This window comes from Pseudomonas sp. GW821-FHT02A11 (assembly GCF_059421985.1).
In genome coordinates this window covers 17,071-30,639 of record NZ_JBWKWB010000035.1, presented here as the reverse complement: position 1 = coordinate 30,639, position 13,569 = coordinate 17,071, and the positions used below count along the sequence as shown (strand labels likewise).

Sequence of the window (13,569 nt, the reverse complement as noted above, 5' to 3'; positions counted from 1 at the left end):
ACGCGTTGCGCCGTTCTCGACACGAGGCAGCAGACACCGTTTTTCCTGCCCTGCGGAGCTCTGGAATTGCTCGATTGAACGAGGTGGGTACCATGAATAAGGTCACATTCCCCAACGCCTGCCAGCTGATGCGCTGGCATTTTCATCCTGTGGGCTTCGAAGCCAACATGGATGCACCCGGCAGTATGGTCGCGCGCCTGTTCGACCGTGCCAGTGGTGAAACGGTGATCGCCATTGCCGGCATCCCCTGCGCGACGGTGATGAATGCGATGGACGTGGAACGCATCATCGAGGCGATCGAGCTGGAGCTGGAGACCTTCGTGCCCCATCAGACGCTTTATTTGCACCAGGCTTGATGCACGGTTTCCAGATGGATGCATGACCTGTGGGAGCGAATTCATTCGCGAGAGGCCGGTACATTCGAAACATATCTGGCGGATGTCCCATCCCTTCGCGAATGAATTCGCTCCCACAGAGATAAATTCACGCTACGGTTCCGTCACCACAGCCCCTCGCCGATCCTCAAAAAACGCCTTGTCCCCCGCGATCCGCGCTGACGCCTTGGGGATATTGGCCTCGTCATTGCCCGACGCGTCGATAAACCAGTAGCAATGTCGCACCGCTCGGGTGATGGCCACATAAGCCAGGCGCAGCACTTCATCTTTCTGCGCGTTGTCGAACGCCTCCAGATCGCCCTCCTTACCCAACCCCGCCAGCTGGTACACCTGATTCTTGAAGGGCGACTGGGTCAGGTGCTGGCAATCGCCAAGCAGGAACACGGCGTCCGCCTGCAGGCCCTTGGCGCTGTGATAGGTCAGCTGCTTGAGGCGCCGCTGCTGAGGCGGCAGCGCGTAGTCGGCGTTAATCAGATGCTGCAACGCCTCAGGCAATTTGCTGCGCTCGCTGCCCTTGCGGTAGAGCAGCAACACCGAATCGCCCGCGTTGTAATGCTCGATCAGGCTCGCCACCAACTGGTCGTCGTTACGATCCAGCACAGTGACCGGCAGCAATTCCTGCACCGGCCCGCTGGCCCGGGCCTTCTTGCCGCTGATGGCAGGCGCTGCACGGACGATGTGCTCGGCGGCGTCGATGATGTGCTGATGGCTGCGGAAGTTATCGCTGAGCATGACCTTGGTGGTCGACGGCGACGGGAACTCCTTGGGGAATTCCATGAAAAACTTCGGCGAACTGCCCCGCCAGCCATAGATCGACTGCCAGTCATCACCCACGCACAGCAGCGATGAACGCTGAGCACCTCGCCCCACATGCAGCGCCGGCCCGCGGCTGCGCACCTCGCGCAGGCTGGCGCGAATCCACGAGACGATCTGCGGCGATACGTCCTGAAATTCGTCGATCATCAGTTGCGACAACGGGCGTAAGCCTTCATCGCTGACCAGCTTGAGGTTCTCCGGAGACTTCTCGCCGAACAGCGAGAACATGCGGTTGTAGGTCATCACCGGTGGAGTCTGCTCCAGCAGATGGTCCTCGAACGCCTTCCAGAATAGGCTCAGGGCCTCGAAGAAGAACCGGTCTGGGTCCTCGCTGGAGAAACTCATCCGGGCCACGGCGTCCGGCACGTCCAGTCCCAGGTTTTCGATAAAACCGGCAGCAGCCACAAAGCAATCGAGCAACGGCGCCGCGCTCAGCTCGCCTTTGACCTTGTAATCGAAGCCCGGCCCGGCGACGGCAGCCCCCGACAGCGACTGCATCATGCCCCGCGAGGCTTCGTAGTTTTCCAGCCAAATCACCGGTTTGCGACAGAACGCCTGGAACAGCGTGCGTTTGATGACCCATTCGGCCCACACCGGCAGTTTGGCGTCCGGGCGGCGCAGGTGCTGGTCTTCGCTGGGGTCGAAACCCAGCACGATCCAGGCGTCCAGCTCCGCTGCGTAGCCATGCACATGAAAGGTCAGGCCGCTGACTTCGACGGTCTGGCGCATCGGCTCGACGCCCTGAATCGGCCAGGCGCCCTTGCGAATCCACAGGTCCTCGATGACGTCGCACAGCTCTTCATCGCGCTTGGACGACAGGCCCATCACGGTGATGCGCTTCTGCACGTCGGGGTGATCGCGGTCCAGTTCCTTGAGCTGCAACGAATGCCGGTAGAGCGGCGCCATGACCTCGCGAAAACGCAGGTTGGCGGCGTACAGGTCGCGATAGCACAGGTTCATCTGCTGACGCTGGGCTTCATTGATCCGCAGATCGAACGGGTTGCTGTCGGCGCCGTCGTCGAGCAAGTTGTTGCCGAACAGATCGGCACTCTGGCTGCTCAGGTTTTCGAAAGCCTGTAATTGCTCGAAGCCCGGCAGGCTGCGCACCAGCGGCAGGATGCGCGAGTGGAAGGTGCGCACCACCTCGCGGGCTTGGCGCAGCGACAGGTCATGGCCCCACAGGCCCATGATCTCGATGAGTTTGTTGATGAAGTCCTTGCGCGACTCGCGGGTAAAGGTCACCACGGTCATGGTGTCCAGCTCGAACCCCAGGTAGTGGTTGAGCAGCAACACCCGCAGCACCAGCGACGTCGACTTGCCCGCACCCGCGCCTGCGATCACATAGGTGGAGGGCGTGTCGCTGAAGATCATCTTCCATTGCGCGACGGTGGGCTGGGCGTGGGCTGGCAACTTTTCGGCAACGTCTGCCTTGATGCGTTTTTTCAGCTCGTTGCTCAGCGGCAGACGCCAGTCGTCGAACAGATGGTCGTCGACTTCCGGCCCGCGATGCTCGAGCGGCCGGGTGTCGCGAATCACCAGTACGCGACGGCCCTCTTCGATGCCATCCAGATGCCCCTCGGCGTAGCCCTCGTTCAGGCCTTCGGCGTGACCGTTGAGGAAACCGTCGGCATGGCCCTGCTGCCACGACGGCACGTGCTGGGCCTGCATGCGCGACAGGCTGCGGCCAATCATCCGCGCCAGCAGGCGCTTGAAGAACGGCAGGCGATCAGGGGTGTTCAGGTCGGGGGGCAGCTCGTGGGGTGGCTCGGCGGGAAAATCGTGCAACACGCGGGCTCCGGATATCAGCGTAGAACGAGAGGCGCCTATGGTCACCCCATTCGCCGCCAAGCTCCAGCGAAATGCTTTACGGTCATGGCGTTAGCCGATCAAGTGCGTGTGCCGAGCCAAATACCGGTCGTCTATCACATTTAATATTTCGATCATAATGACGCAAAACTTACGCTTTTTGTCGATATTAGATTGATGGATCATTGCTCCAGCAACTAACAGCGGCGCCCCACCTGAATGGCTCGGCACTGCTAACGGAGGAACTGATCATGCTGCAACTTCGCCCTTTCAAATCCCTTGGCGGCGCAGACCACGGCTGGCTGAACGCGCATCACCACTTCTCGTTCGCCAACTACTACGACCCAAGCCGCATGAGCTGGGGTCAGCTGCGGGTCTGGAACGATGACGTGATCGAAGCCGGCACCGGCTTCCCGCGCCACCCCCATCGCGATATGGAAATCATCACCTATGTGCGTGAAGGTGCGATCACCCACGAGGACAGCCTGGGCAACCGTGGCCGTACTGAAGCCGGTGACGTGCAAGTCATGAGCGCCGGGACCGGTGTGGCCCACAGCGAGTACAACCTGGAGTCGAAAGAGACGCGCATTTTCCAGATCTGGATCATCCCGGACGAAGTCGGTGCTCCGCCTTCCTGGGGCGCCAAACCGTTCCCGAAAGGCAATCGCGAGGGCTTTGTGACGCTGGCCAGCGGCAAGGCCGATGACGACATCGAGTTGCGCATTCGGGCCAACGCTCGCCTGGTAGCGGCCAACCTCAAGGCTGGCGAAACCGCCGAGTACGCGCTGGATGAAGGCCGCCGGGCGTACCTGGTGCCAGCGACCGGGATCATTGAAGTCAACGGCCTGCGTGCCGAAGCCCGCGACGGTGTCGCGGTGGCCGAGGAACGCGTGTTGCGAGTCACTGCCATCGAAGACAGTGAAATCGTCCTGGTGGATGTCGCTTGATTCAACGCTGAAGCTGTAAAAACGAAGGCCCCGGTTTCGCAAGAGACCGGGGCCTTTTTTCGTATTGTTGCTCAGCTCAAAGGCCGACGCAGCAGGTAGGTGTCCATGATCCAGCCCTTCTCGGCCCTCGCTGTTTCGCGGGTCTGCCTGATGCGTTCACTGACCTCGCGCAAGGGGCCGGCAATCAGGATTTCATCGGTCGTGCCTATATAAGCGCCCCAATAGATGTACAGATCCTGATCGACGAAGCGCTCGAAGGTGCAGTGAGCGTCGAGCATCACCAGCACGTTGTCGATGGCCGCCACTGCCTCTTGCGCCAGTTTTCGCCCGGTGGTGATATGGATCGGTTCGCCAATGCGGTTCAACGTCACCCGATGCTGCGCCGCCAGTGCCTGCACGCTGGTGATTCCCGGTATGACCTCGTACTCGAACACCTCACGTCCCCGCGCCAACACCCGATCCAGAATGCGCAGCGTGCTGTCATACAGCGCCGGATCACCCCACACCAGAAACCCGCCGGGCTGCTCGTCACTCACCTCATCGGCGATCAACTGCTCGAACAACGCCGCACGCTGCTCATGCCAATGCTCGATGCCCTGCGCATACGACTGCAGATCATCCTCGCGCCGCGGGTCGCGCACTTGCACCAGACGGTAGTCGTCACCCTCGATGTAACGCTCGCAGATGTCCCGACGCAGACGCAGCAAGTCGTCATTGGCATAGCCCTTGTCGAGGATGAAAAACACCTTGGCCCGATTCAACGCCTTGATCGCCTGAACGGTGAGGTACTCGGGATTTCCGGCGCCGATACCGATGACGAGGATTTTTTTCATGGGGTTACAGTTCCGAAATGGCGCACGCTGTGAATGCTCAGGATAGTGACTGGCCGGGACGGGCGTTGCAAAGATCGCACTGCATCGGTCGCTGTATTCCCCGCCACAAATAGTGCACATTAACCCCCACGCCTCCCCCGAACCCCCGACACGCGCATGACCAAAACAACAAAAGTCACCGATCCTTCGTACGAGCTGATGGACGACCACAACGGCCTGTCGATCATCTACCGCGAGCATGGCTTTCCTTGTCCGCTGGTGCGCTGGCACTTTCACAAGGAATACGAGCTGCATCTGATCGTGGCCAGCTCCGGCAAGGTGTTCGTGGGCGATTACATCGGCAATTTCTATCCGGGTACGCTGTTTCTCACCGGGCCCAATCTGCCGCATAACTGGATCAGCCAGGTGGAGGAAGACGAGGTCGTGCCCAAGCGTGACATGCTGGTGAACTTCACCGAGGAACTGCTGGAAAGCGGCAATCAGGTGTTCGCCGAGCTAAAGACCCTGGCACCACTGTTGGAGCGGGCGCAGTACGGCATCGAATTCCGCTGCAAGCGCACGATCCGCCAGGCGATGAAGCTGATGCAAAAGATTGCCGACTCCAACGGCATGACCCGCTTGGGGCACTTTTTCATCCTGTTGGAGCTGCTGGCGGCCAGCGATGATTTTCAGCTGCTGTCAGGCACGACCGCTTCGCAGTTGTCAGACGATCATGCAGTAGAGCGCACCAACAAGGCGGTGGACTACATCTTCACCCACTACGCCCGAGAACTGACCCTCGAAGAAGTCGCTGACCATCTGGGCATGAAACCCACCTATTTCTCCCGCGTCTTCAAGCAGGCCACGGGGCGGACCTTCGTTGAATTCGTCAATCGCCTGCGTATCAGCAAATCCTGCGAACTGCTGGCCGATGGCGAAAAACCGGTGACTGACGTGTGTTTCGAATCCGGTTTCAACAACATTTCCAACTTCAACCGCCGCTTTCAGCAACTCAAAGGCATGACGCCCTCGCATTACCGGCGCCTGGCCGTGCAGCGCCTGACCGAACAAAACCTGTACTGATTCGCCCCCTCCCCGCCCTCATCTACTACGCTGAAACTGCGCCGCGCCCTGCCGGAACGCAGTTTCGGTGCGTCGCCCGCTGAACTCTGAGTGCAAGAAAGTATCAGTTCGAGTGTGTCGCAGGATTTGTCATCGTCTGTGCGGACCGTTGTAATCAACCGACTTCCTCCAGACTCCGGAAGGAACAAAAACAATAACCAGGCTTCTGCCGTTCACTGGGCGCAGAAGAGGAGAGATACATGAAGACCTCTGCAAAAGTTTTGCTTGCTGGCACCTGTCTGACTCTCGGTTTCACCCTCTGCAACAGCGCTTCTGCGGGCGACGTGACCATCGCCACCGTCAACAACAGCGACATGATCCGCATGCAGCGGCTGTCGAAAACCTTCGAAGAACAGCATCCGGACATCAAGCTCAAGTGGGTCGTGCTCGAAGAGAACGTGCTGCGCCAGCGCCTGACCACCGACATCGCTACCAAAGGCGGCCAGTTCGACGTGCTGACCATCGGCATGTACGAAGCGTCACTGTGGGGCGCCAAAGGTTGGTTAAAGGAAATGAACGATTTGCCGGCGTCCTACGCGCTGGACGACGTTTTCCCATCGGTACGTGACGGTCTGTCAGTCGACGGCAAGCTGTTCGCCTTGCCGTTCTACGCCGAAAGCTCGATCACCTACTACCGCAAAGACCTGTTCCAGGCAGCAGGCCTGACCATGCCGGAACGTCCGACCTGGACGCAGATTTCCGAATTCGCCGACAAACTCACCGACAAGTCCAAAGAACAGTACGGCATCTGCCTGCGCGGCAAGGCTGGCTGGGGTGAGAACATGGCGTTGATCACCACCGTCGCCAACGCCTTTGGCGCGCGCTGGTTCGACGAGCAGTGGAAGCCGCAGTTCGACCAGCCGGAATGGAAAAACGCGCTGACCTTCTACACCAACGTCATGAAGAAAGACGGCCCTCCCGGCGCGTCGAGCAACGGCTTCAACGAAAACCTCGCGCTGTTCAACAGCGGCAAGTGCGCCATCTGGGTCGACGCCAGCGTCGCCGGGTCCTTCGTGACCGACAAATCCCAGAGCAAGGTCGCGGACAACGTGGGCTTTACCTATGCGCCCCACGAGGTCACCGACAAAGGCTCGGCGTGGCTGTACTCCTGGGCCCTGGCGATCCCGACCAGCGCCAAGAACGACAAGGACGCTCGCGCGTTCACCGAATGGGCGACCTCCAAAGAGTACGCAGCCCTCGTCGCCGAGAAAGACGGCGTGTCCAACGTACCGCCAGGCACCCGCGCATCGACCTACACCGACGCGTACAAGAAAGCCGCGCCGTTCGCCAACATCACCCTGGAATCGCTCAAGGCCGTAACGCCGAAAGCACCGACCTTGAAGCCCGTGCCGTACGTGGGCATCCAGCTGGTGACCATCCCTGAGTTCCAGTCGATCGGTACCTCCGTGGGCCAGCAGTTCTCTGCGGCACTGGTCGGCACCTCCTCGGTCGATCAGGCACTGACCAACGCACAAAGCGTGTCCGAGCGTGAAATGAAGCGCGCGGGCTACCCGAAAAAGGGTTGATCCCGCTCGTCTTCAGGCAGTGGTCGCCTCATGGCGGCCACTGCCCCGCTTACGCTACTGCCCCGGTTCGGAGTCATCATGAACACCTCAACCCTTCCCCCTCGCACAGCCACGGCTGGCGATAAAGACCAACACAAAGGCAGCGTCACCAAACCGGGCTGGTTTCTGGTCAGCCCTTCGGTGCTGTTGCTGCTGGTCTGGATGATCGTCCCGCTGGGCATGACCATCTACTTCTCGCTGATTCGCTACAACCTGCTCAATCCGGGCGAGAACGAGTTCGTCGGCCTTGAGAACTTCGAGTTCTTCGTCACCGATTCGGGTTTCTTCCCCGGCGCCATGAACACCCTGCTGCTGGTCGGTAGCGTGCTGGCCATCAGTGTCATCCTCGGCGTGTTGATTTCCGCGCTGCTGGAAGCCAGCGAGTTTCTCGGTCGCGGCATCGTCCGTGTGCTGCTGATCTCGCCATTTTTCATCATGCCCACGGTCAGTGCGCTGATCTGGAAAAACCTGATATTCCACCCGGTCTCGGGGATTCTGGCCTCGGTCTGGAAGTTGTTTGGCGCCCAGCCCATCGACTGGCTGGCCAACTATCCAATGCTGTCGATCATCATCATCGTGTCCTGGCAGTGGCTGCCGTTCGCGATCCTCATCCTGATGACCGCCATGCAGTCGCTGGACCAGGAACAGAAAGAGGCCGCGCGTCTGGACGGCGCGGGCCCCATCGCGATTTTCTGGCACCTGACCCTGCCTCACCTGGCCCGCCCGATCGCGGTCGTGGTGATGATCGAGACGATCTTCCTGCTGTCGGTGTTCGCGGAAATCTTCACCACCACCAACGGCGGACCGGGTTTCGCCTCCACCAACCTGGCGTACCTGATCTACAACCAGGCGCTGCTGCAATTCGACGTGGGCATGGCATCGGCGGGCGGCTTGATTGCCGTGGTCATTGCCAACATTGCCGCCATCATCCTGATCCGGATGATCGGCAAAAACCTCACCGACAAGTCCTGAGGGCCCGATCATGATGACGCTCAAACAATCCCGTCGCCTGCAAAGCGTGCTGCTCGGCGCCCTGTCGTGGGTGATCGCGGCGCTGATCTTCTTCCCGATCTTCTGGATGGTGCTGACCAGCTTCAAGACCGAGATCGACGCGTTCGCCACGCCGCCGCAGTTCATCTTCACGCCGACCCTGGAAAACTATCTGCACATTCAGGAGCGCAGTGATTACTTCCACTTCGCCTGGAACTCGGTACTGATTTCCTTCAGCGCGACGATTCTGTGCCTGCTGATCGCGGTGCCGGCGGCGTACTCCATGGCCTTCTTCGAGACCAAACGCACCAAGAGCACGCTGCTGTGGATGCTCTCCACCAAGATGCTGCCGCCGGTGGGCGTACTGATGCCGATCTACCTGCTGGCCAAGACCTTTGGCCTGTTGGACTCGCGCATCGCGCTGATCGTGATCTACACGCTGATCAACCTGCCGATCGTGGTCTGGATGATTTACACCTACTTCAAGGACATCCCTGGCGAGATCCTCGAAGCCTCGCGGCTGGACGGCGCGACGACCGGCCAGGAAATCTTCAAGGTGCTGATTCCGATCTGCAAAGGCGGCCTGGCCTCAACGGCGTTGCTGTCGCTGATCCTGTGCTGGAACGAAGCGTTCTGGTCGCTGAACCTGACCTCGTCCAACGCCGCGCCGCTGACGGCTTTGATCGCCTCGTACTCAAGCCCCGAAGGACTGTTCTGGGCCAAGTTGTCGGCGGTATCGACCCTGGCTTGTGCGCCGATCCTGATCTTTGGCTGGATCAGCCAGAAACAGCTGGTCCGCGGTTTGTCGTTTGGTGCGGTGAAATAAGCAGAGTGAAGCGACTCTACCGTGTAGAAGCGCGCTTGCCCGCGATTGCGTTGGTCCAGCAACGCATAGAGTGATTGGAAAACCGCAATCGCGGGCAAGCGCGCTCCTACAACTGATGTTTTTTGAAGAATAAAACTGGAGCCCCACATGGCTAACCTGACAATCAGAAATCTGCAAAAAGGCTTCGACGGCCACCAGATCATCAAAGGCATCGACCTGGACGTCAAAGACCGTGAATTCGTGGTCTTCGTAGGCCCGTCCGGCTGCGGCAAATCCACCCTGCTGCGCCTGATCGCAGGCCTTGAAGACGTCACCAGCGGCAGCATCGAACTCGATGGCCGCGAGATCACCCAAGTCACCCCGGCCAAGCGCGACCTGGCGATGGTGTTCCAGACCTACGCCCTCTACCCGCACATGACCGTGGGCAAGAACCTCTCCTTCGCGCTGGACCTGGCTGGCACGCCAAAAGCCGAGGTCGAGAAAAAGGTCGCCGAAGCGGCACGCATTCTGCAGCTCGGGCCGCTGCTGGAGCGCAAACCCAAGCAGCTTTCGGGTGGTCAGCGTCAGCGCGTGGCCATCGGTCGTGCCATCGTGCGCAACCCGAAAATCTTCCTGTTCGACGAACCCCTGTCCAACCTCGACGCAGCGCTGCGAGTGCAGACCCGTCTGGAGCTGTCGCGCCTGCACAAAGAGTTGCAAGCCACAATGATCTACGTGACACACGACCAGGTCGAAGCCATGACCCTGGCCGACAAGGTCGTGGTGCTGAACGGCGGGCGCGTCGAGCAGGTGGGCTCGCCGCTTGAGCTGTATCACCACCCCGCCAACCTGTTCGTCGCAGGCTTCCTCGGCACGCCGAAAATGGGCTTCCTCAAGGGCAAGGTCAGCCGCGTCGATGCCAGCGGTTGCGAAGTATCGCTGGAGGCCGGCACCCAAATCCGCCTGCCCTTCAGCAACGGCCAACAGAGTGTCGGCGACGCCGTGACCCTGGGCATTCGCCCTGAGCATCTGGAGCTGGCCAAGCCCGGCGAATGCCAGCTGCAGGTGGTGGCCGACGTCAGCGAGCGTCTGGGCAGCGACACCTATTGCCACGTGCGCACGCAATCCGGCGAAGCGCTGACCATGCGTATTCGCGGCGACCTGGCCAGCCAGTACGGCGAAACCCTGAACCTGCACCTGGACGCCACCCATTGCCACCTGTTCGACGCACAGGGCCAGGTCATTCGTAAAGCCTTGCAGGCCGCTGCCTGAGCAGTCGGCCCTCACAGAATCGGGAATGCAGTCATGAAGCTGAACAAACAGAACCTGTCGAACCTGGGTGATGGCATCGCGCTGCCCGCCTACGCCCTCGAAGATCGCCGTCAGGGCATCGCCCACATCGGCGTCGGCGGCTTTCACCGCGCGCACCAGGCGTTTTACACCGACGCACTCATGAACAAAGGCGAGGGTCTGGACTGGGCCATCTGCGGCGTCAGCCTGCGTGAAGAAGACCGCAACAACTTCGAAGCGCTCAAAGGCCAGGATTTCCTTTACACCCTGTTCGAGCTGGGCGACACCCCGGACACCGAAACCCGCATCATCGGCGCCATGAGCCAGATGCTGATGTCCACCGACAACGACTTGGCACTGATCGACAAACTCGCCAGCCCTGAGATCAAGATCGTTTCGCTGACCATCACCGAAGGCGGTTACTGCATCGACGACAGCACCGGCGAATTCATGAGTCACCTGCCGCAGATCCAGCACGACCTGCAGCACCCGGCCACGCCGAAAACCGTGTTCGGCTACCTGTGCGCCGCGCTGGCCAAACGCCGCGCCGAGGGCACGCCAGCGTTCACCCTGATGTCCTGCGATAACCTGCCGCACAACGGCGCCGTGACCCGCAAGGCCCTGCTGGCCTTCGCCAAACTGCGCGACGCCGAACTGCATGACTGGATCGCCGCACATGTCAGCTTCCCCAATGCCATGGTCGACCGCATAACACCCATGACCAGCACCGCCCACCGCCTGCAATTGCACGACGCAAAAGGGATTGATGACGCCTGGCCTGTGGTCTGCGAACCCTTCGTGCAGTGGGTGCTGGAAGACAAGTTCGTCAACGGCCGCCCGGCGTGGGAAAAGGTCGGTGTGCAGTTCACCGACGACGTGACCCCTTACGAAGAAATGAAGATCAAGCTGCTCAACGGCAGCCACTTGGCCCTGACTTACCTGGGCGCGTTGAAGGGCTATCGCTTCGTTCACGAAACCATGAACGACCCGCTGTTCGTTGACTACATCCGCACTTACATGGACCTGGATGTGACTCCGCAACTGGCGCCGGTGCCAGGCATCGATCTGACTGACTACAAGCAGACGTTGATCGACCGTTTCTCCAACCAGGCCATCGCCGACCAACTGGAGCGCGTGTGCTCGGACGGCTCGTCGAAATTTCCGAAATTCACCGTGCCGACCATCAACCGTTTGATCGTCGATCAAGGCAATATGGACCGCGCCTCTTTGGTGGTGGCAGCCTGGGCGCTGTACCTGCAAGGCAATAGAAACGGCGACTTCAAAGGCGAGAACGGCGTCGAGTACAAGGTCGTGGACCCACGCGCCGACTTCTGCAAGGCGCTGGTGGCCGAGGACGTGCTGGTGACGCAACGTCTGCTGGAGGTCGAGGAAATCTTCGGCGCGGCGATTCCGAAATCCGCTGAATTTGTCGCCTCGTTCGAACACAACCTCAACAGCCTCAAGCAACTGGGCGTCAGCAAGACCCTGGAAAACCTGTTGGCGAAAACCGTCTGAGCTCATAGGTAAAGAGGTGAACATGTTTCTCGGCATCGATTGCGGCACCCAGGGCACCAAGGCGATTGTCCTGGACGCCGTCAGCGGCAAGGTTCTGGGCGAAGGCTCAGGCGCGCATCACATGATCAGCGGCGCCAACGGGCGTCGCGAGCAGGATGTGCAGGACTGGCTGACGGCATTCGAGCAGGCGACCGCAGCAGCACTGGCGCAGGCTGGCATATCGGGTGCCGAGATACAGGGCATCGGCGTGTCCGGCCAGCAACACGGGCTGGTGATGATCGACGAGCTGGGCCATGTACTGCGCCCGGCCAAGCTCTGGTGCGACACCGAATCAGCGCCCGAGAACGATCGCCTGCTGGACTACCTGGGCGGCGAAGCGGGCTCGCTGGAGCGGCTGGGCATCGCCATCGCGCCGGGTTACACGGTTTCCAAGCTGCTGTGGAGCAAAGAACAGTTCCCCGACCTGTTCGCGCGGATCGACAAGGTCCTGCTGCCCCATGACTACCTCAATTACTGGCTGACCGGGCGGTGCTGCAGTGAATTCGGCGACTCGTCCGGCACCGGCTATTTCAATGTGCGCACCCGTGAATGGGACGTCGACATTCTCAACCACATCGACCCCACGGGCCGATTGGTCAAGGCATTGCCGGAGCTGCTGGAAGCCCATGAGCCGGTGGGCAGGATTCTCCCCGCCATTGCCGAACGCCTGGGCATCAACCCTGACGCCATCGTTTCCAGCGGCGGCGGCGACAACATGATGGGCGCCATCGGCACCGGCAACATCGCGCCGGGCTCTATCACCATGAGCCTGGGCTCGTCGGGCACGGTCTACGCCTTTGCCGACGCGGCTAACGTCAGCGCGCAGCCCTCGGTGGCGACCTTCTGTTCGTCGTCCGGCGGCTGGCTGCCGCTGATCTGCACCATGAACCTGACCAACGCCACCAGCGCCATTCGTGAGCTGTTTGCGCTCGACATCGGCGCGTTCAACGCAGCCATCGCGTCGTCCCCCATCGGTGCACAAGGCGTGTTGATGTTGCCGTTCCTCAATGGCGAACGGGTGCCCGCCCTGCCCCACGCCACGGGCAGCATTCTGGGGCTGGACAGCACCAACCTCAATCAGGCCAACCTGTGCCGCGCGGTTGTCGAGGGCACCACCTTCGGCTTGCGTTACGGGTTGGACCTGCTGCGCGACAGCGGGATCAAGAGCGCCAACATCCGCCTGATCGGCGGTGGCGCGAAAAGCGCGATCTGGCGGCAGATCGTCGCCGATATCATGGACACGCCCGTCATCTGCACCACCGGCACCGAAGCGGCGGCCCTGGGCGCGGCCATTCAGGCGGCCTGGTGCTACGCCCACGCCAGCGGCGGCAAAGAAACCTTGCAGGCTCTGAGCGAACGTTGCGTGAGCCTGGATGCGCAGAGCGAAACCCGCCCGGTGCCTGAGCATGTGGCCGCGTATCACACGGTTTACCAGCATTATCGCAATCAATTGCAGGGCATCTGACG

General features: G+C 60.7%; 11 protein-coding genes. 9 read left to right on the top strand and 2 right to left on the bottom strand.

Annotation, left to right across the window (positions count from 1 at the left end; all coding sequences use genetic code 11):
* The first annotated feature begins 74 nt into the window (after positions 1-74).
* Complete coding sequence (locus tag AC07V9_RS27755) at positions 75-356, top strand: DUF1652 domain-containing protein (protein WP_495018815.1); 282 nt, start codon at positions 75-77, stop codon at positions 354-356.
* Positions 357-488: 132 nt separating this feature from the next.
* On the opposite strand, the gene AC07V9_RS27750 is transcribed toward AC07V9_RS27755, so the two are convergent.
* A complete protein-coding gene (locus tag AC07V9_RS27750) occupies positions 489-2,903 on the bottom strand; it encodes a UvrD-helicase domain-containing protein (protein ID WP_495018827.1) in 2,415 nt (804 codons plus the stop codon).
* Between the two features lie 365 nt (positions 2,904-3,268).
* On the opposite strand from AC07V9_RS27750, the gene AC07V9_RS27745 reads away from it, so the two are divergent.
* Complete coding sequence (locus tag AC07V9_RS27745; protein WP_495018814.1) at positions 3,269-3,964, top strand: pirin family protein; 696 nt, start codon at positions 3,269-3,271, stop codon at positions 3,962-3,964.
* Positions 3,965-4,035: 71 nt separating this feature from the next.
* On the opposite strand, the gene cobF is transcribed toward AC07V9_RS27745, so the two are convergent.
* Complete coding sequence (cobF, locus tag AC07V9_RS27740) at positions 4,036-4,797, bottom strand: precorrin-6A synthase (deacetylating) (RefSeq protein WP_495018813.1); 762 nt, start codon at positions 4,795-4,797, stop codon at positions 4,036-4,038.
* Between the two features lie 156 nt (positions 4,798-4,953).
* Between cobF and AC07V9_RS27735 the strand changes: the two genes are divergently transcribed.
* From AC07V9_RS27735 to xylB, 7 genes are all read left to right on the top strand, one after another.
* A complete protein-coding gene (locus AC07V9_RS27735; protein WP_495018812.1) occupies positions 4,954-5,859 on the top strand; it encodes a helix-turn-helix domain-containing protein in 906 nt (301 codons plus the stop codon).
* 239 nt (positions 5,860-6,098) lie between these two features.
* Positions 6,099-7,424, top strand: coding sequence for an ABC transporter substrate-binding protein (locus tag AC07V9_RS27730; RefSeq protein WP_495018811.1), 1,326 nt, complete (start codon positions 6,099-6,101; stop codon positions 7,422-7,424).
* A gap of 78 nt (positions 7,425-7,502) precedes the next feature.
* Positions 7,503-8,435, top strand: coding sequence for a carbohydrate ABC transporter permease (locus tag AC07V9_RS27725; protein WP_495018810.1), 933 nt, complete (start codon positions 7,503-7,505; stop codon positions 8,433-8,435).
* Between the two features lie 10 nt (positions 8,436-8,445).
* Positions 8,446-9,279, top strand: a complete 834-nt coding sequence (locus tag AC07V9_RS27720) for a carbohydrate ABC transporter permease (protein ID WP_495018809.1) — start codon at positions 8,446-8,448, stop codon at positions 9,277-9,279.
* A gap of 147 nt (positions 9,280-9,426) precedes the next feature.
* Positions 9,427-10,530 (top strand): ABC transporter ATP-binding protein, encoded by a 1,104-nt coding sequence (locus AC07V9_RS27715; protein ID WP_495018808.1) that lies wholly within the window; start codon positions 9,427-9,429, stop codon positions 10,528-10,530.
* A 33-nt stretch (positions 10,531-10,563) separates the two neighbouring features.
* Positions 10,564-12,063, top strand: coding sequence for a mannitol dehydrogenase family protein (locus AC07V9_RS27710; RefSeq protein WP_495018807.1), 1,500 nt, complete (start codon positions 10,564-10,566; stop codon positions 12,061-12,063).
* A 22-nt stretch (positions 12,064-12,085) separates the two neighbouring features.
* A complete protein-coding gene (gene xylB, locus AC07V9_RS27705; protein WP_495018806.1) occupies positions 12,086-13,567 on the top strand; it encodes a xylulokinase in 1,482 nt (493 codons plus the stop codon).
* The last annotated feature ends 2 nt before the right edge of the window (positions 13,568-13,569 follow it).